Source organism: Halobacillus litoralis, from assembly GCF_009856415.1.
In the GTDB taxonomy this organism is placed as follows: domain Bacteria; phylum Bacillota; class Bacilli; order Bacillales; family Halobacillaceae; genus Halobacillus; species Halobacillus litoralis_C.
The window spans coordinates 281,600-300,721 of sequence record NZ_WMEZ01000003.1; the positions used below are offsets into that span (position 1 = coordinate 281,600).

Here is a 19,122-nt window from a genome sequence, read left to right on the forward strand (position 1 = left end):
AGAGGCCTGATCAAAGTGATCAGGCCTCTGAGGGACTTATTCAGATTTAAGTTCGTTTACGAGTTCATCATACTTCGGACTGTTCAAGAAATTATCAACAGAGATGTGGTGAGCATTTGGTACCCTTTGGATCGCACGTTCCGTCAAGTCTTTGTGGGTAATGACGATGTCTACGTCACTTGGCAGATCATTGATCGCCATGTTCGTCACGTCAATTTGAATTCCTGCTTTCTTGAACTTGTTCTTAAGGAGAGACGCTCCCATCGCACTGGATCCCATACCCGCATCACAAGCGAAAATGATTTTATCGACATTGCTGCGGTCTACGGAAGGAACGACGTCTGTGTCTCTATCTGAAACCTCTTCATTCGCCTCTTCTTTTTGCTCTTCTTGTTGAGAATTCAACTGTCCAGAAACAGAGCTCTTCTTCCCTTTCATTTCTTCCATTTTAGCTGTAGCTTCGTTCAAATTTTCTTCCTCATCATTTTTACTGAATTTAAGAATCAAGGAAGCGACGATGAATGATGCCAGTGTCGCAAGAAGAACACCTGCAATCACACCAAGGTGATCCCCTCTAGCTGTCAATGGCATAAGCGCGACAATACTTCCCGGAGAAGGTGTCGCCGTTAAACCAACACCGAAAGCAACGAATGTTGTTGTTCCAGTTACACCCCCAGCAATGGCTGCTAAAATCAAGGACGGCTTAGACAAGATGTACGGGAAGTAAATTTCATGAATACCACCAAAGAAGTGAATGATGGCAGCTCCTGGTGCTGTCTGGCGCGAAATTCCTTTTCCAAAGATACTGAATGCCAATAGAATTCCTAATCCAGGACCCGGGTTTGTTTCAAGTAAGAATAGAATCGATTTTCCTAATTCCTGTGTCTGATCCACAGCAATCGGACTTAGAATTCCGTGGTTGATCGCATTGTTCAAGAATAAGACTTTTGCCGGTTCTATGAAGATGTTAACCAGCGGCAGTAATCCCGCATTTACTAACGCTTCAACGGCAGAACCTAAAATGTTCGTCAGCCCTGACATAATTGGACCGATGATATAATAACCGACAATCGCAAGGATCGCTCCCACGATACCAGCAGAAAAGTTGTTGATTAACATTTCAAATCCAGACTTAATTTTACCTTCAAAAAGTTTATCTACCCATTTGATGGCCAGACCGCCAAGTGGACCAATCAGCATCGCGCCAAGGAACATCGGAATGTCCGCTCCTACGATGACACCCATCGTAGCCGTCGCACCGACGACTCCTCCACGAAGTCCGTGAACCAAACGTCCACCTGTAAAACCGATCAGTAGTGGCAGCAAGTAGGTGATCATCGGACCGACCATTTCTGCTAAATCTTCATTAGGAATGTATCCATCTGGAATAAATAAAGCCGTGATTATACCCCATGCAATAAATGCTCCGATGTTCGGCATGATCATTCCGCTCAAAAAGCTTCCGAACCGCTGAACACGAGCTCTTGCACCTGTTTGTTTTTTCTCACTCATGAGATTTCCTCCTCGTCTCGTTTGTTCTCTTTTTCTGTACTTTTATAGTAAAGCGGTTACACCCCTGTTCTCAAGACAATCTAAATGCAGCTTTGTCAAACGCGACGTGACAAATCTAAAATAGGCCCTTCGAACCTTGCTAAATAGGAATCGTTTTTTCATAAGTTGGCGCTTTATAACGCAAAATAAGCCAAATAAGGAGGAAAAGAAATGAACGTTGCGCAACTTTTAATCAAATGCTTAGAAAACGAAGGCGTCGAATATATCTTCGGTGTTCCAGGAGAAGAAAACATCGATGTTATGGATGCTCTTCTGGACTCATCCATCGAATTCATTACGACGCGTCACGAAACGAGTGCTGCTTTTATGGCCGGCACCTACGGAAGACTGACGGGTAAGCCGGGAGTCTGTCTGGCCACACTCGGACCAGGAGCGACTAACCTTTTAACCGGTGTAGCCAATGCGAATATGGACCATTGCCCGCTGATCGCGATTACGGGGCAGGCCGGACTGAACCGCCAGCATAAAATTTCCCACCAGTACTATGATCTCGTGGACATTTACGCACCTGTAACGAAGTGGAACGCTCAAATTAAGACAGGCGAGATTGTTCCTGAAGTCGTAAGAAAAGCGTATCAGTTAGCGATGCAGGAAAAACCGGGAGCGACCCATATTGATCTTCCGGAAGATGTGGCGAGCATGGAAGTGACGGCCCAGCCCCTTCCAATCACCGGACGCTCGCTCCCCCAAGCCGACGAAAAAGTCATTCGAGATGCGGTTGATCTGCTTTCCAAGGCAGAAAAACCTCTGATTTTAGCAGGAAACGGTATCACTCGAGAGCAAGCAACAGACGAGCTCCAAGCGTTAGCAGAAAAAGCGAACATCCCCGTCGTCCACTCGTTTATGGGGAAAGGCGCTTTGTCCTGGAAGCACAAACTAAGCCTCCTAACGGCAGGACTGAGTGGGAAAGATCATATCACCTGTGGTTTTCAACAAGCTGATTTAATCATCCCGATTGGTTTTGATATGGCCGAAACGCCACCTCAAAACTGGAACCCGACCGGTGAGACATCCATTTTGCATATCGATACAGAAGAAGCTGAAATAGACGCTTATTATCCGGTAGCCTTGAACGTCATCGGAAATATCAAAGAGAATTTGAAACAATTAATAGAAGCAGTACCTGCAAAAGAAAGAAACCTGGACTGGTCTACAGCGATCCGTAAAAACATCCTCGATGAGTATGATCAGTATCAACAGGATGAGGCCTTCCCGCTTAAACCGCAAAAAATCATTGCGGATTTGAGAAATGCCATGGCCGATGATGACATCGTGATCTCAGATGTCGGTGCCCACAAAATGTGGATGGCCCGCATGTATCATACATCCAATCCGAACACCTGCCTCATCTCGAACGGGCTCGCTTCCATGGGAGTAGCGGTTCCTGGTGCGATTGCAGCTAAAATGGCCGCTCCTGATCGGAATGTGGTCGCTGTTTGTGGGGATGGCTCTTTTCTTATGACAGGAGCAGAGCTTGAAACCGCGGTCCGACTGAATTTACCGATCATCATTCTCCTTTGGAGAGATGATGGCTACGGCTTGATTGAATGGCATCAGATGAAAAAATTCAAGCGTCCTTCCAACATTGAATTCGGAAACCCGGACTTCATCAAATTGGCCGAATCTTTCGGCATGGAAGCCTTACGTGTTGAGCAGTCAACGGACCTAAAGAAAGTGCTGGACCAGGCAATTTCCATGAACAAACCTGTGTTAATTGACTGCCCAGTGGATTACAGCGAAAACATGAAGCTCACGGAAAAACTAAAAAATATCACATGCGAATGAGGTGAACACATGAAAATCGGCTCCATCATCAATGGTGAAGAATACCGGGAAGACACACGGAAAACCATCACGGTAAAAAATCCGTACAACGAGGAAGTGGTTGCTGAGCTGGCCTTAGCCAATGAAGAGGACTTGAACAGAGCCATCGATATTAGTTACGACACATTTCATCAAACCATGAAGAAAATGCCTGCGCATGACCGGGCAGACATTCTTTTAAAAGCATCGAAACTATTAGAAGAACGTAAAGATGAGTTCGCTGAAACCATCACCAAAGAAGCCGGGAAACCCCTTCAATTCAGCCAGGGTGAAGTGCAGCGCTCAGTCCAAGTCCTCCGTTTTGCGGCAGAAGAGGCGAAACACATCGAAGGGAAAGTCATCCCGATGGATGCAGCAATTGGCGGGGAAAACCGAATTGGGTTCACCAAGCGCGTGCCGCTCGGCGTTGTGGCAGCGATCACACCGTTCAACTTCCCTTTAAACTTAACGCTGCATAAAGTGGCGCCTGCCATTGCCGCGGGCAACACGATCGTATTGAAACCAGCGGAAAAAACGCCGGTTTCCGCTTATAAACTCGTCCAGCTTCTTCATGAGGCCGGACTCCCAAAAGGCGCCCTTAACTTTCTACTCGGTACAGGTAAGGAAATTGGCGACCCACTCGTGAAGCACGATAAAATCCATAAGGTCACATTTACAGGAAGCCTGCCTGTCGGGCGAATCATCCGTGAGAATGCAGGATTCAAAAAAGTGACGCTTGAACTTGGCTCAAACAGTCCGAACATTCTTTTTGAAGATGCCGACCTGGATTATGCGGTTTCGAGTTTAGTCAAGGGCGCTTTCGCTTTTTCAGGCCAAGTTTGTATTTCGGCCCAGCGCATTTATGTCCACCAGAATATCTACGACCGTTTTCTAAAAGCGTTTATTGAGAAAACAGAAGCACTGAAGATCGGTAATCCGATGAGCGAGGACACGGACTTTGGACCAATGATTAATGAAGATGAAGCGAAGCGCGCAAAGATGTGGATTGATGATGCCGTTGACAATGGCGCGAAAGTGGAAACCGGCGGGGAACGGGATGGGACCTTATTAAAACCGACCATCATGACAAACGTCAAAAGCGATATGAAAATTATTGCAGAAGAAGTATTCGCGCCCATCGTGTCTGTCATTCCTTTTTCATCAGAAAATCAGGTCGTCCACCAGTCCAATGACTCCATTTACGGACTGCAGGCCGGCATTTTCACAAGAGATATCAATCGCGCCTTTCGTGTGGCCGATCAATTGGAAATGGGCGGGGTTTGGATTAACGAAATGTCCACTTACCGTCAAGACAACCATCCGTATGGTGGTGTGAAGAAGAGTGGCATTGGACGGGAAGGCGTCCAATATGCCCTTGAGGATATGACGGAATTGAAGTTTTACGGCATACGACTGAATGGGTAAAAAAACTGCTGTCCGAATTCTGGACAGCAGTTTTTTTATGATTCGAGATCTTTTTCTCCGATCCAACCACGAGCATCCATCGCTTTAACAAGGTGACTGATTCCGACCATATACGCTGCATCGCGCATCCGACAGCCTTTTTCTTCTTTCATCTGAATAACCTTTTCAAAGCCTGTCAGCATTTTTTCTTCCAACTGTTTATTGATTTCATCCACTTTCCAGTAGTAATTCATATTGTTTTGGACCCACTCAAAGTATGAAACCGTTACGCCCCCAGCATTGCAAAGAATGTCAGGGATGACGAAGATTCCTTTTTCCTCAAGGATTTGATCGCCTGCCGGAGTTGTCGGACCATTGGCCGCTTCGGCAAGAATTTTCGCCTGTATGGTGGGTGCCGTGTTTTCTGTTACCTGATTTTCAATCGCAGCCGGGATAAGTATATCAACAGGAAGGCTGAACATCTTTTCATTCGTGATCGGTTCTGCTTTTTCATAAGAAGAAGCATAGTTTTCTCCATTTTTTGTGAAAGCCAGTAAATCCGGAATATCAAGGCCGCCTTCTTTATAGATGCCGCCTTTCGCGTCCGTGACCGCTACGATTTTCACACCGAGTTCATGCAAAAACTTCGCTGTCATACTTCCAACATTTCCGAAACCTTGAATGGCCGCGGTCGCTTCTGTCATCTCAATTCCTAGCACTTTACATGCTTCCCGGATCGTGAATACGACCCCGCGCCCCGTCGCTTGAAGACGCCCGAGCGAACCGCCTAGCACAACAGGCTTCCCTGTCAGCATACCAGGGATATTATATCCACGAAGTTGATCAAACTCATCAACCATCCATCCCATGACCTTCGGATTTGTATTCACGTCCGGGGCGGGGATGTCTTTCTGAGGTCCGATGATTGGGGTGATTTTCTTGATGTAGTTTCGGCTCAGGAGCTCTAACTCATTCTCAGATAATTGATCGGGATCAACAATGACCCCACCTTTTCCTCCCCCTAAGGGTAGGTCGATAATCGCAGATTTCAAAGACATCCAGATGGATAGTGCCTTCACTTCATCTAAATTAACATCGGGATGGAAGCGGATCCCGCCCTTTGTCGGTCCAAGGATATCCATATGTTGAGACCGGTACCCTGTGAAATTTTCAATCCTTCCATCGTCCATCCTTACAGGGATGGAAACTTCAAACACCCGCATCGGTTTTTTCAGCAGGTGATAGATGTTCTCATGAAGCCCCAGTGTCTCCACTGATTCCTTCAGTAACCCTTTCACAATCTCATAAGGATTATGCCCATGCGTCATAATATCCGACTCCACCTTATCGTACCTTTCCTTACCCATACTCCCACCTCATCCTTCCATATTTTTCTACACCAGGTCATGCATTTTCTTCCAGACCAGGTCTTACATAAATTACCAATCATTCACATATCATTCTTATTAGGGTCCCACGATAATTGCTGATCATCTTCATCTGATTCAATAATGACTTCTGTTACACCGCGCTGGTTTAGGATTTTCTTCTCAATTCCATCGAGCACGTGATCGATGGTTTCTATAGACATTTCAGGATCGAACTCTAATTTCAATTCCACATGCAGCTCTTCTCCCTCTTTCATAACCAACAACTTTTGGATATCCCGCACTTCAGGGTGCTCAAAGACAAATTCACCGATTTTCTTCTCCATTTCTTCATCTGCGACCCCTAACACACCAGCTGCGTTGTCTAAGAAAATACGGCCGACTACGTAAAACAGCATGACGCCGATGATAACGGAGGCATATCCTTCAGCTGTGTGAAAAGGTGTATAGGTGGCAATAAGGATGGAAATCATCGCAATGAGTGCACCCGCAGTAGCCACCATATCTTCAAGGAAAACCAGCTTTGTCGCCGGTTTTGCTCCTCCTAGATTTGCGAGGCTCACTTTTACAACCTCCATGCCTTTGACATTCTCCTGTCCGATATCTTTGACGACTTCTTTCATGGCTTTGTACAAGACAAAAGACTCAAGAATGGCAGCAACCCCGAGTACCGTTAAGTTCAGCCAGAGCCAAGAACCAGCTTCTGGTGGGTGAAGGATGTGATGGATTCCTTCTTTGATCGTTTCATACGCCAATATGCCAACGATAATGACAGCACCAAGCAATACAAGGTTTACAAGCCGGGCAAACCCATTCGGAAATTTATCGGTCGGTGCTTTTTTACTAAGGGCCGAACCAATAAACACAAAGAATTGGTTGGCCATGTCACCAATGCTGTGCATCATTTCCGCAAACATCGCCACATTCCCAGTAATGAAGTAAGCAATGCCTTTGATCAATGAAATCGTGGCATTTATAATGCTCGCCCATAGTGCTGGTTTATTGCCTTTCTTCAATAATACGAATAACTCTCTCATCCCTTACTCCTTTCCGTCCCCGGCTTCTCCCCATAGTTTCCCAAGAATGAACGGAAATCATTCCATAAAATGTCTGACCAGGTCTTACATATTCTTCCGTACCAAGCCTTACATTTTATCCTAATTAAAAAGAACACAAAAAAGGCACCCCTTGTTGGGATGCTTTTCCTTGTCTTCTTTTATTTAGAATGAAGCAGCTGCAGATGCGGCTTCTTCCAGACCGTCTTCGATGATTTTTTCAGCGCGATCAGGGAATTGGTTATGACCTTCGACCACGAGTGTTGTGATATCTTGGATTCCCCAGAATTGCAGAATGTTTTCAACATAGTTAACCGCCATTTCTGCAGATTTCGCCGGGCCTTCGGAATAAACACCGCCACGGGCATTCAAGATGGCTACCTTCTTATCCGGAAGCAGGCCGACTGGACCTTCTTCAGTATAACGGAACGTCTGCCCAGCCTGAGCCAGGTAGTCGAAATACGTATGCAGAACAGCTGGAATAGTGAAATTCCATAGAGGGAATGCAAATACGACTTTATCTGCAGCAAGGAACTGATTCAAGTATTCCGTTACTGTATTCGTCGCTTCAATTTCTGCTTCAGTAAGCTCCATGCCTTTGGAAAGTTTAAACATACCATTGATTTTATCATTATCATAGTAATCCAAGTTTTCTTCGAACAAGTCGAGCTCTTCTATCTCATGATCCGGGTGGACCTGTTTATAGTTATCCAAGAATGTGTGGTAGAGTTTGACGCTCACAGACTGCTCCATCGGTCTGGAATTTGCTTTTACGAAAAGTACTTTTGTCATCATGTGAACCTCCATTTATATAAATTAGTTGGTGTAACAACCATAAGTTATAACAAAAAACAATCATAGCTGTTCGGACGTAACGAATTATTTATGTCCGTAATTCAAGATGTTGCTACACAAACTATTCAACGTTGTTTATCTTATTAACTTATCTTTTAAATGTCAAACCACAAGTTTTGGGAAATAGAAATTCGTTCAAATGTAACATTTTTACAAAAAGAGGTTTTCAGTCTGTCTTATGCGGATATATAGCTTATGTGCGCACAACTAAAACAAATTCGAAAGGATGTATTTCTAAATGGCTGATCGTTACAAAACAGGTGAACAAGCTCCAAAAGCAGGTACTTACGAATTTGATGGTTTAGTGGATGGTCGTAAAAACAACAATGTGACCGAGGATGAGAAACATATCGAACTGAGCAATGGCGATACGTTCCCACCTCTTCGCTCCAGTAAAGAAGCAGCTTACTGGAAAAAAGCATAATCATACGCACACACCACATAGAAAAGTCCTGGACATCCCCCTGCCCAGGACTTTTCGTCATTTTTTCTTTCCATTGATCACCTTTAATGTCGGCGCTTGTTTTTCATCTGGCTGACGTTCGAAGGACGTAATCGTCGCCCCGATTCCGATTGTGAGTGAACCATCTGACTCCACACGGAACAATGTGCCGGGCTCTTTTACTCGGATGGATTGGACATTGTGTCTGGCAAACACCTGCTGCAAGTCACCAATCAGTTCATCTTTTCCATATGTGAAACCCATTTTGTCACTCCCTAAATGATCCTCTATTACTAGTAGGATATGTAAAAAGAGAGACAAACATGCCCATGAATTCTGCGAGTTTTCTAAAGCCGCTCCATCATTCATAGAGAGACTTGCCATAACGGGCCTTATATAATTCCAGTGCTTTCAGATGAGTGGCTTTCGCTCTTTGCTGTGTTCGTTCTTTTACTTCAGGATATTCTTCTGCTTCTACATAATCCGCAAGAACGTCAATGACGTCATCTAATAATTTGGCCTTAAAATAAAGTGACATCCGTTCAACCACATCATCTCCTGCAAGCCCTCTCACTTTCTGTTCCCACATCGGCCATTCAGACGTATCAACCCACGGCCAAAGCAAAGACGCAAAATCTGCTGCGGCATCTCCAACGGTTAGATCGTCCCAATCAATGATGCAAAACCCGTCCCCATTCACTAAAATATTTTGCTGATTCAGATCATTATGAACGACATCTTCTGCTGGACGTTGAAAATGAATCGATTGATGAACTTCCTCTTCCAACTGATCCGCCATTTCGTGAAACATGTCAAAGGTCTCCTCTTGTACAAATGGAAGACTCCCTCTATCAGCATCTATTATTTTCATATCTTCCCGGAACCGATGGATATACGTATCGATAAACGCATCGGCATAACTCTTTTCCTCTACCCCGAGCACACGTTTAAGATGTGTATCACCATGTAGCTGACATATTTTCGATAAAATTCGATCCGACCAAGCTTGTCCTTTCCATGTTTCTCCTTCAAAAAACTCAAACAAAAGACCGTAGGAGTATTCTGGAATAACGGTTTCATGGATTTCCATGAGCAACTTCGGCGCTTCGTAATTTCCCCTCAAATATTCGTGATGACAAGCCCACTGTTGTAAACTCGGTTGATGGGCACGATCGGCAAACTTCACATGCATGCGCTTCTCCTCATCAGAAATTTGATAGGACTGATTGACAAAACCACCCGGATTCCATATGTACTGAATGTGGATATTTTCTGATTCCAACTCAAGTTCTGCTCTTTGTGCCCATTTTTTCAAACGGATTGCGTTCTTTTCCATCCATTAGTCCCCCCTTACTACTCATTCTTTACTGAGCCTTTCGCTTCCTTCTATTACACCAACCAAACGGAGAAAATATGCACCTTCTCATCCTACAATTTGTATAAAAAGGACTCCCCACTCTCGACCCTTACTATTGAATCATTTAACGTTTTGTCAATTGTCAGACAATTATGAACTTGATATAGTTAGTAAAAACAAGGAGGAGATCCAACTTGAAGATCAATCAAAAAAGATTTCACGAACACATCGAAACCCTGGCCGAAATCGGGAAGATTGGAGAAACCGGTGTCTGTCGTCTCGCTCACTCGAAAGAAGACAGAGAAGCTGTCGATGTTGTCCGCCTTTGGATGGAAGAAGCTGGCCTTGAAACACATATCGATGGATTCGGAAATTTGGTTGGTCGTGTCGAAGGCAAAGAAAAAGACAAACCGATTCTCATGTTAGGTTCCCACATTGACTCTCAGCCTTATGGCGGTCGATTTGACGGAACATTAGGTGCTTTGGGCGCCATTGAAGTTGTACATACATTGAAAGAAGAAGGCATCACCCCTAACCGCTCCATTGAAGTCATCTGTTTTGCAGACGAAGAAGGTTCCAGGTTCAATAAAGGCGTCTTCGGCGTCCGTGGAATCATCGGCCAACTCGAAGAAGGAGAACTTGAACGCAAAGACAAAAATGGGGTGACCCGCTTAGAAGCTCTCCGAGAATTCGGCGTAGAACCTGATTTGAGCCAAAGCCCTGTCTACAAACCTGGGGACATTGAAGCTTTCCTTGAACTTCATATTGAACAAGGGCCTGTCCTCGAATCACAAGACAAACCTGTCGGAATCGTATCAGCCATCTCCGGTCCGATCTGGCTGACCGTGACACTTGAAGGATTTGCCGGACACGCAGGATCCGTGCCCATGAATTTGAGGCAGGATGCGTTTCTTGGAGCCTCCATCATTACCAAAGAGTTTAATGAACTTGTCCGGAATGAAGGCACGCCGAATACAGTCGGTACCGTCGGCAGTGTCCAGACTTTCCCGAACTCCCGCAACATCATCCCTGAAAAAGTCGAATTCACAGTAGACCTTCGTGATATTGACTTGGATGCCCGCACAAAACTCGAAAAGAAACTATATGAAATCATCGAACGTACGAGCAAAGAACACAATCTCGAATATTCCATCAGTGAAGATACACGAAGTGATCCACGTTATTGCGCAGACTGGATCAAAGACATTATGAAAGCAGAAGATGAACAACTCGGTTACGATTCGCCAACCTTAATGAGCGGACCTTTTCATGATGCCTTATTCATGTCCTACATCAGTGATTACGGCATGATTTTCGTCCGTTGTGAAAAAGGGATCAGTCACAACCCGTTGGAGTATGCCGAAATGGAGGACATGCAAAAAGGCGTGGAGCTTCTTTATCATACAGCCTTAAAAATCGCTCAGTCCTAAATGGAGGGAGAAGAAATGAAAGCAACCAAAGTATTCATCAATGGAGAAGCCATCACCGCCGATCAATCAGGTACGGTTCATGAAGCTGTTGCTGTCAAAGGAGAACGCATTCTCCAAGTGGGAACAACGACCGAAATCATGAAACTATGTAGTACTCATACAGATGTGATTGACTTGTATGGGAAAAGCGTGCTTCCCGGATTCAATGATGCCCATGCCCACCTCGAGTTGTACGGCACCAATCAGATCGGCGTCAACCTGAAGCAGGAGGATTCCATAGATTCTATCATTGAAAAACTTCATAGGCGGGCAGAGGAAACACCTCCAGGAGAATGGGTCCGCGGCTGGGGTTATAATCAGAACACCTTGCTGGAGGGTCGCCATCTGACTAAATGGGATTTGGACAAAGTGTCCACGTCCCATCCAATCATTGTCGTACGTACTTGTGGTCATATTTCATGTGTAAACAGCAAAGCATTAGAAATAGCTGATCTTACTTCACAGACACCCCATCCACCTGGAGGAACCTATCACAAGGATGAGGACGAGCTTTCCGGTCTATTGTTGGAAGCTGCCCATATGGAGATGTTCCAGCTTGCTGATTATTCAGAAGCAGAAGTAATGCTGGGGCTACAAATAGCCTCCGATCACTTTTTACAAAACGGAATAACGAGTGTTCATGATGCAGGTGGATACGGCACGAAACACATCCGTTATTTACAAAAGGCGGCTCAAGAAGGAAAGATCAGGCAACGACTTTATGTCATGTATGGTTCCCTCTACGATTCTCCATCTGTTGTCCAAGCAGGTGTGAAGAGCGGGATCATGACGGGACTCGGAGACGATACATTTAAAATCGGCCCTGCGAAAGTTTTCATTGATGGAAGCAGCAGCGGTCCGACATGCAAAACCCGTGATCCATACACAAGTAATCCAAATGATTCAGGGATTCTATATATGGACCAAAAAGAACTGGACCGACATCTCCTAACAGCACATGAACAAGGATGGCAAGTTACTGCTCACGCCATGGGAGATGAAGCCGTACATATGCTATTGTCTACAATTGAGCGAGCGCTCAATCACAGGACAGGGATCAACCACCGTCACAGGATTGAGCATGCAGGAATCACTCCCCCTGACCTTGTTGAAAGAATAAAAGCCACCCACTCCGTTCCGATTCCGAACCCTGCTTTTCTTTACGAGTTCGGAGATGGATATATCAACGATTACGGTGACAGAGTCCACCACTTTTTCCCGTTAAAAAGTTACGTGGATCAGAACATTCCGTTTGCCATCGGTTCCGACAGCCCGATTACAGCGGTGAGTCCGCTGATCGGCATCCACGCAGCCGTCAATCGGACAAGTAAACACGGCCACCCTGTCGGTCAAGGTCAATCCATCACGGTCAAAGAAGCAATCCGTGCTTATACATGGGCAGAGGCTTATGCCAGTGGGGAGGAAGATTTGAAAGGAACCTTAGAACCAGACAAGTACGCGGATCTTGTCATTCTCGATCAATCCATCTTGCGTTGTCCTTCTCAGCAGCTGAAGGATATCCAAGTAGAAATGACGATTCTAAATGGAGATATCGTGTATGAAAAATAAAAGGAGGATGCCCATTGACCAAGCAAAAGTTCGTTAAAATTTACTGTCTTTCTTTAACCATCCCATTTTTACTTCTCGTCTTCCCGTTGTTCTCCATCGCCAACAGGGAGACGCCATTCATCATCGGTTTACCATTTTCGGTATTCTGGGTCATTTTTTGGATCATTGTCACATTCATCATCGTCCTATTCCTGTACAAAATCGATCCTGACAAAGACGAAAAGGAGGTCCACTAAATGGCACAATGGCAAATTGCAATGATCATGATGATCGGTTACCTCGTCGTCGCTTTATTCATCGGAGTCTTAGCCGGCCGTAACCAGGACAAAAGTTCACTAGAAGAATTTACGACAGCGAAAGGGAATCTTGGTCTCTTCGTCATGTGGTTCCTCATGGGTGGAGCGGTCTTCAGTGCCTTCTCCTTCCTCGGCGCACCAGGATGGGCCTTTTCCCGGGGTGCACCTGCGTTGTACATCATCACCTATACCGCCTTCGCCATCTTACCTTGGTATATCATCGGTCCGAAAATCGGTGCCATCGGCCGCAAGCACAACATCTATACGGTCGCCGGATTTTTACAACTGCGCTATTCCAGCCGTGTGATCGCCATGATCATCGGAATCGTCGCTTTACTAGCCTCTATTCAGTACTTGGCCACACAAATGAAAGGGATGGCCTATATTTTTAACATCATGACAGAAGGACGGATTCCTTTCTGGCTTGGTGCGCTGCTTTCTTACGGAATTGTCGTCGTTTATGTCGCCACAGGCGGACTTCGGGCTGCTGCCTGGTCAGATGTGTTTCAAGGAATTCTCATGATCGTCATTTCCTGGACGGTCGGGCTCACGATCGTCAATCAGCTTCACGACAGCGTTCCAAATATGTTCCGTAATTTGACACAGGACAACCCAGGTTTTCTGCAGATCGGTGCAGAAGGTTCAACGATGTCCATGATGGCCTACACAACAACCATCCTTGTATCGACCATCGGGTTTCTCATGTGGCCGCACTTGTTTTCAAAATCATACGCCACAAAAGCACGTACCATCAAAAAGACCGTGCTCGTCTATCCGATGTTCGCCTTGTTCCTAATTCCGCTTCTTTTTGTAGGGTTCTCTGCCGTTAACGTCATCCAAGCCAATCAAATCGGTTCACCTGATGAAATTCTGCCCTACCTGATTACAACGGTTCTCACATTGCCGGGCTGGGTGTATGGACTTGTCGGTGCTGGTGCGCTTGCTGCTGCCATGAGTACCGCAGATGCGATCACGCACAGTGCTTCCCTTGAATTTACAGATGGCTTGATCCGTAACGTAAAAAGGGACCTTTCATCGAAAGCAACGCTTTTAATCATGAGAATCGGCGTCTTCGTCATCGGTGGGCTCGCCTATTTCATTACTGTGTTTGGTGGACAAGGATTGATCGCTCTCCTCCTCGGAGCCTACGGATCTATCGTCCAATTCGCCCCAGGTGTCTATGGTGCTTTGTATTCGAAGAAAATCACTGCTCCTGCCGTAGTTACAGGGTTAATCTCAGGTACAGTGGTCAACTACTACTTCCAGCTTGTCGCGGACTCCCCGCCATTGGACATTAATCCAGGTATCTTAGGATTGATTGTTAACGTTGGACTCGTCGTTCTGATCAGTGCCTTTACCCAAGGAAAAGAGATGCCAATGGCAGAGGAATACAGAAAAATAGGTTCGTAATAAAAAAGACTCTGAGTTAGCTAAACTCAGAGTCTTTCTTTATGCTTAATGCAATGAACGACGAATGCAATTATAAGTTTAAGACTTCGTCGTTAGACCTTCACCCTTATCCAGCCCGTCTCTTTAGGAAAGTCCTTCCGTGTCAATGTTTTCCCATCTAACCATTGCTTGTAGGCTGTCATCGTACCATCATGTGTAACGACAAAAACACGGTCTTTCCCTTGTTGCTTACACCAATGAATCAGTTCAGAAGCAACGTCCTCGAATTCCTTTTCAGGGATTTCATTGATCCCCTCTTCCCATTGTTCATCAGTCAATTGAAAGCCAGGGAAATCAGCCCACACCTGGTCTTTACGCAATGTCCGGTCGCAAGGTAATGTTTTCCACTCCTTCTTCTGTGGAAACATACGGGGACCAAGGGCAGGAGACACAACCCTTCTGCATGGAATGCTTTCGCTCCAACGCTCAGCCGTTTGTAGAGTTCTTAACGTCGGACTGACGATGAGTAGATCTTCAGAAGACAGTGGCCATGTTCCTTGTAATTCTCTTGCCTGGCTTTCTCCACGTAATGTCAATGCTGGGTGGAGGGTATGTAATCGATCAGGTTTTTCCGTATGTTCTCCTTCCCCATGACGCACAAATACAAGTTCCATCCTTGTCCTCCTTTTGTTATGTCTTTGCTCCCATCTTTCTTACATTGCTAATAATCATCAGGATAATAGAATATACCCAAGTACACCCGATGATAAAAGCGGAAACCACAAGCTCTTCTTCCTTTTGTAGTGAGAAAGTAAATAGGACGAACCCACATAACCCCGATCCTATGAGCGTGTAATAAAAAAGGGTATGCCACCACTTTCGCACAGGCAGGACACGATGGATGAGAATAGACAAGGGGATTCCTAAGATGAGGTAAACCGGTAAAGTGTACACAAATATAAGAAAAGAAACATCCGGATTACCCGGAGATAATAGGTTCAAAGAGAATGATACGAGGATGGTTGAAAAGAAGGCGGCTAGAATTCCCGTATATATGTTGTTCATACATTCAACTCCGTTCTGACCTCTTGAACCTAAGGTGTTATTTCCCGAGCAATATTTATCCATACCGTACTACAGTCTAGGATTGGTTTTCTAACAACAAAAGAATGGAGCCCTCTCCATCCTTTTTGTTATTTAAGCACTCCACAATTTTTGGAACACTTGTTTCTGTATGTCCTCATGCCGTTTCACGGTCAATAAACTAAACAGGACATAGGCTAGCAGACTCAATAGCACGGGCAGTACCACTGTATGCATACCAAACGCTTGAGGCATAAAACTATGAAATAGAATATAGCTTCCTACCCCTGTCAAAATGGAAGCAATAGCTCCGCTGGCATTGCCTTTTTTCCAATACAACCCCATAATTACGGGCCAAATGAAAGCTGCTTCCAGCCCGCCGAAAGCAAATAAGTTCAACCAAATCAATAAATCCGGTGGCTGAATCGCCATGGCAAATACGAGAATTCCAATCACAGCGGTGACGGAAATACTCAATTGTTTCACCTTCTTCGTACTTGCTTCAGGATTCACATAGTTCAAGTAAACATCTTTCACCACCGCTGAACTGACAAGCAGGAGGAGGGAATCGACGGTCGACATGATTGCAGCCATCGGGGCAGCAAGCACAATGCCCGCCAGCCACGCCGGCAGCACCTCCATCGCAATTCGCGGCATGACCGTATCTCCCACTTCTATTCCAGGAAGGACAGGTCTTGCGAAAACCCCTGTCAAATGCATACCAAGCATGATCACACCGACAACCACAGTTCCTATAATTAAAGCACGGTGCATGCCACGTGAGCTTTTATAGCTCATGGCACGGACAGCAACTTGAGGCAGACCGACAACGCCGACACCGACAAGGATCCAGAAGGACGATACATACAGTGGCGTAAGGGAACGATCCGATCCGTACGGTGAAATCAAGTCCGGGTTCTCTGCAGCAAGATCGGAGATGATGTTCTCAATCCCACCCCCTGCAAGAATCGTGCCGATCAAGATGATCATCGTACCGAAAAACATGATGATCCCCTGCACAGTATCTGTAATGGCAACAGCACGGAACCCACCAATAATGACATAAACGAGCACGGATATGGCAAAAATGAACAAGGCTGCCGTATAAGATAGGCCTGTAAAAGATTCAATCAGGCGTGCGCCTCCGACCCACTGGGCCGCCATCGCCGAGAATAAGAAAATGATAATACTTGCAGCTGATAGGATGACCACCCACTTACTCTGATAGCGTTCCTTCAAAAAATCGACAAGGGTGACCGCCCGGATTTTTCTTGCCATGATGGCAAACTTCTTTCCAAGTACCGACAGCACAAAATAGCCCGTCGCAAGCTGTGTCATGGAAAGCAAAACCCAGCCTAGACCGACGGTGTATGCAACTCCAGGCCCTCCCACAAAGCTGCTTGCACTTCCATAGGTGGCGACCATCGTCATCGCTAAAATGAAACCACCAAGCTGACGACTTCCTAAGAAATATTCCTGCAGAAAATCCGCACTCGACTTTAAGTATTTCGAAGCATAAAAGCCAATAAAAAATATGATGACTAAAAATAGTAACAGTGGTATGACAACGCCCCAATTCATTCTTCATCCCCCTCATCTAGCGGTACTTCCTTAAATAAAAATTTGACCGCAAGAATGACGAGAAGGAAGATAAGGACCGTGACAGCGATACAACTATAAAAAAACCATGCCGGAAAGCCGAAAATGTAGTCATATTCCTCCACAGTTCCCGACCCGAAACCATAAGCAAAGCCATACCAAAGAATGAAGTTCACAACAACCAGTGCAACTCCAATCAACGCCTCTTTGTTCGCAATTTTGTATCGTGGATCTTCCAAATTCTTATCTTGTTGTTTCATAGGATATTCCCCCTTGACCATCCAAACGTCTAGTTATCTATGTATCTGTTCTGTGCTGTCATCATGTTTTCCCCTTTTCCAAGCTTACCGAAAAATCACTCGTCTGTCTGCACCCTTTTTTTCACAAAAACGTGCTACTCCAACCTTTACAGACATAAAGTATGAATGTTCCATTTTTAAATATAAGCTCCTTATTCTTGAAGACTCAGTTTCGAGAAAACGAGGGTTCGTTGCTAAGTTTTTCGTCAGGGGTGGATGGGGAGACTCCTTCGGGAAGAGAGTGCTTGGCGAGACCCCGCAAGGCAAGCCTGAGGAGGCTCAACGCGCTCCCGCGGAAAGTGAGTCATTCCCCGCCTCCCCAATCCACTCAACAAAAGTCTCGAAATCAAGTCTTCAACAATCCTCTTATCTCCTTTAATTACGGGACTTCGTTTGGATTAGAAAATTTTTGCTTGCGTTACCAGCTGCATCATGTAAAATGGATATATTCATAGATACAAAGGGAGTGCGCCGAATGAAAAGACACTCAGCCTTGTTCATAGTCATCCTGCTTCTTAGTTTTGCATTGCCGTTCACATACGGTGAACACCACAGCGGCTATTTCAAAGGCGACGTCCAGGAAAGCACTCTACTTGAAACATCGTCCTCACACGATGATCAAACAGACAAAACGTTTGTCATTTCAGCTGTTTTCAGTTTTCTGTTGATCGTCCATTTATGTACAAAAATTACTACTACACCCTTGAGGTCCTTCCGCGAGTTGTTCTTTCTGAACCCTGTATTCTATCAATCCAATTATGTGATCCAATTCCTTTGATGTTGCTCAAGTCAGCCAACAATCAAAGGAGGTTTCACCTATGCTATGGTTCAGAATGATCATGATCGGTATGTTCTCTTTGACAGCTTTGTCACTTCTGTCTTATCAGGGAACAGAGATCTATCATGCTTTCCTAGAATTTTTCAGTAGAAAATAATAATCTCAGACCCATACGTCAAACCAGGCGTATGGGTTTTTTATAGTATAAATTCTAGTTGAATGTCTCTAGGTTCACGAAAGAAGATCGTTGCATTCACTTCTTTTGCTGGCTCACACCCCATCTTTTGATAAAACCTCTGGGTTTCAACAGAGGGGTGAGCACCAATATACAGTTTCTCTGCTCCTAATGCTTTAGCAACCTCACAAGCTTTCTCGAAAAGCACTTTCCCAATTCCGCTCCCGCGAAATTTTCGGGTCACGTGGATGTACGATAATTCTCGGTACATGGACTTTTCACCAAAATCAGTCGCTTCAATGACAGCAAAACCGTAGACTTTTTTCTCCTTCAAAGCTGCTACTACGGCTCCTCCATTTTCGATCACCAACCGAAAATGATGGATGATCGTCTGTTTGTTTCCTTCGGTCCAATCCTCTTCAAAAGGGTTGCATTCTTCATGAAATGTCCCTGATTGAAGCACCCATACGCGGTCCGTTTTTTGATATCGATCAAAAGAATCCAGCATGTGATCGTCAAGGTCGGCCAATTTCAATCGTATGATGTTCATGTCCTGCCTCCGATCCCTACTACAAAAAGGAGCCCCTTT

19 protein-coding genes are annotated in these 19,122 nt (G+C 45.2%); 8 read left to right on the top strand and 11 right to left on the bottom strand.

The genetic code is table 11. The annotated features are described in order from the left end of the window. Positions 1-36 precede the first annotated feature (36 nt). The gene (locus GLV98_RS11165; protein WP_160915109.1) at positions 37-1,512 is read right to left on the bottom strand and encodes a PTS mannitol transporter subunit IICB; all 1,476 of its coding nucleotides are present in this window, start codon (positions 1,510-1,512) and stop codon (positions 37-39) included. A 210-nt stretch (positions 1,513-1,722) separates the two neighbouring features. On the opposite strand from GLV98_RS11165, the gene GLV98_RS11170 reads away from it, so the two are divergent. Together GLV98_RS11170 and GLV98_RS11175 are read left to right on the top strand one after the other, a co-directional pair. Beyond that, positions 1,723-3,357: an acetolactate synthase large subunit gene (locus tag GLV98_RS11170; protein WP_160915111.1), complete on the top strand. Its 1,635-nt coding sequence runs from the start codon at positions 1,723-1,725 to the stop codon at positions 3,355-3,357. A 9-nt stretch (positions 3,358-3,366) separates the two neighbouring features. After that, positions 3,367-4,800 (top strand): aldehyde dehydrogenase family protein, encoded by a 1,434-nt coding sequence (locus GLV98_RS11175; RefSeq protein WP_160915113.1) that lies wholly within the window; start codon positions 3,367-3,369, stop codon positions 4,798-4,800. A gap of 35 nt (positions 4,801-4,835) precedes the next feature. On the opposite strand, the gene GLV98_RS11180 is transcribed toward GLV98_RS11175, so the two are convergent. The 3 genes from GLV98_RS11180 to GLV98_RS11190 all read right to left on the bottom strand — a co-directional run bounded on the left by GLV98_RS11180 (position 4,836) and on the right by GLV98_RS11190 (position 8,014). Beyond that, positions 4,836-6,146 carry a Glu/Leu/Phe/Val family dehydrogenase gene (locus tag GLV98_RS11180; RefSeq protein WP_272917294.1) on the bottom strand — a complete coding sequence of 437 codons (1,311 nt, stop codon included), beginning with the start codon at positions 6,144-6,146 and terminating at the stop codon, positions 4,836-4,838. Positions 6,147-6,229: 83 nt separating this feature from the next. Next, positions 6,230-7,204 carry a cation diffusion facilitator family transporter gene (locus GLV98_RS11185; protein ID WP_160915115.1) on the bottom strand — a complete coding sequence of 325 codons (975 nt, stop codon included), beginning with the start codon at positions 7,202-7,204 and terminating at the stop codon, positions 6,230-6,232. Positions 7,205-7,387: 183 nt separating this feature from the next. Next, a complete protein-coding gene (locus GLV98_RS11190; RefSeq protein ID WP_160915117.1) occupies positions 7,388-8,014 on the bottom strand; it encodes an FMN-dependent NADH-azoreductase in 627 nt (208 codons plus the stop codon). A gap of 301 nt (positions 8,015-8,315) precedes the next feature. Here GLV98_RS11190 and GLV98_RS11195 point away from each other — a divergent pair, with 301 nt between their 5' ends. Continuing rightward, on the top strand, positions 8,316-8,501 hold the full coding sequence (locus tag GLV98_RS11195; RefSeq protein WP_160915119.1) for a YjzC family protein: 186 nt from the start codon (positions 8,316-8,318) through the stop codon (positions 8,499-8,501). 57 nt (positions 8,502-8,558) lie between these two features. Here GLV98_RS11195 and GLV98_RS11200 read toward each other — a convergent pair whose 3' ends face one another. Beyond that, the gene (locus GLV98_RS11200) at positions 8,559-8,783 is read right to left on the bottom strand and encodes a hypothetical protein (protein WP_160915121.1); all 225 of its coding nucleotides are present in this window, start codon (positions 8,781-8,783) and stop codon (positions 8,559-8,561) included. Between the two features lie 97 nt (positions 8,784-8,880). Beyond that, positions 8,881-9,855 (bottom strand): aminoglycoside phosphotransferase family protein, encoded by a 975-nt coding sequence (locus GLV98_RS11205; RefSeq protein ID WP_160915123.1) that lies wholly within the window; start codon positions 9,853-9,855, stop codon positions 8,881-8,883. A gap of 215 nt (positions 9,856-10,070) precedes the next feature. Between GLV98_RS11205 and GLV98_RS11210 the strand changes: the two genes are divergently transcribed. Genes GLV98_RS11210 through GLV98_RS11225 form a run of 4 tightly spaced genes read left to right on the top strand, consistent with a single transcriptional unit; the run spans position 10,071 to position 14,620 of the window. Continuing rightward, positions 10,071-11,306 (top strand): Zn-dependent hydrolase, encoded by a 1,236-nt coding sequence (locus GLV98_RS11210; RefSeq protein WP_160915125.1) that lies wholly within the window; start codon positions 10,071-10,073, stop codon positions 11,304-11,306. A 15-nt stretch (positions 11,307-11,321) separates the two neighbouring features. Then, positions 11,322-12,914 (top strand): amidohydrolase, encoded by a 1,593-nt coding sequence (locus GLV98_RS11215; RefSeq protein WP_160915127.1) that lies wholly within the window; start codon positions 11,322-11,324, stop codon positions 12,912-12,914. A gap of 14 nt (positions 12,915-12,928) precedes the next feature. Beyond that, positions 12,929-13,150, top strand: coding sequence for a DUF3311 domain-containing protein (locus tag GLV98_RS11220; protein WP_160915129.1), 222 nt, complete (start codon positions 12,929-12,931; stop codon positions 13,148-13,150). After that, on the top strand, positions 13,151-14,620 hold the full coding sequence (locus GLV98_RS11225; RefSeq protein WP_160915131.1) for a sodium:solute symporter family protein: 1,470 nt from the start codon (positions 13,151-13,153) through the stop codon (positions 14,618-14,620). 92 nt (positions 14,621-14,712) lie between these two features. Here the strand turns inward: GLV98_RS11225 and GLV98_RS11230 are convergent, their stop codons facing one another. The 4 genes from GLV98_RS11230 to GLV98_RS11245 all read right to left on the bottom strand — a co-directional run bounded on the left by GLV98_RS11230 (position 14,713) and on the right by GLV98_RS11245 (position 17,541). Further along, on the bottom strand, positions 14,713-15,273 hold the full coding sequence (locus GLV98_RS11230; RefSeq protein WP_160915133.1) for a histidine phosphatase family protein: 561 nt from the start codon (positions 15,271-15,273) through the stop codon (positions 14,713-14,715). A 16-nt stretch (positions 15,274-15,289) separates the two neighbouring features. Then, on the bottom strand, positions 15,290-15,664 hold the full coding sequence (locus GLV98_RS11235) for a hypothetical protein (protein WP_160915135.1): 375 nt from the start codon (positions 15,662-15,664) through the stop codon (positions 15,290-15,292). Positions 15,665-15,796: 132 nt separating this feature from the next. Continuing rightward, positions 15,797-17,263 (bottom strand): sodium/pantothenate symporter, encoded by a 1,467-nt coding sequence (gene panF / locus GLV98_RS11240; RefSeq protein WP_160915137.1) that lies wholly within the window; start codon positions 17,261-17,263, stop codon positions 15,797-15,799. Next, positions 17,260-17,541 carry a YhdT family protein gene (locus GLV98_RS11245; RefSeq protein ID WP_160915139.1) on the bottom strand — a complete coding sequence of 94 codons (282 nt, stop codon included), beginning with the start codon at positions 17,539-17,541 and terminating at the stop codon, positions 17,260-17,262. Before GLV98_RS11245 ends, panF begins: the two co-directional genes overlap by 4 nt. 514 nt (positions 17,542-18,055) lie before the next feature. Between GLV98_RS11245 and GLV98_RS11250 the strand changes: the two genes are divergently transcribed. Continuing rightward, complete coding sequence (locus GLV98_RS11250) at positions 18,056-18,358, top strand: hypothetical protein (protein ID WP_160915141.1); 303 nt, start codon at positions 18,056-18,058, stop codon at positions 18,356-18,358. A 197-nt stretch (positions 18,359-18,555) separates the two neighbouring features. Here GLV98_RS11250 and GLV98_RS11255 read toward each other — a convergent pair whose 3' ends face one another. Further along, on the bottom strand, positions 18,556-19,083 hold the full coding sequence (locus tag GLV98_RS11255; RefSeq protein ID WP_160915143.1) for a GNAT family N-acetyltransferase: 528 nt from the start codon (positions 19,081-19,083) through the stop codon (positions 18,556-18,558). Positions 19,084-19,122: the final 39 nt, after the last annotated feature.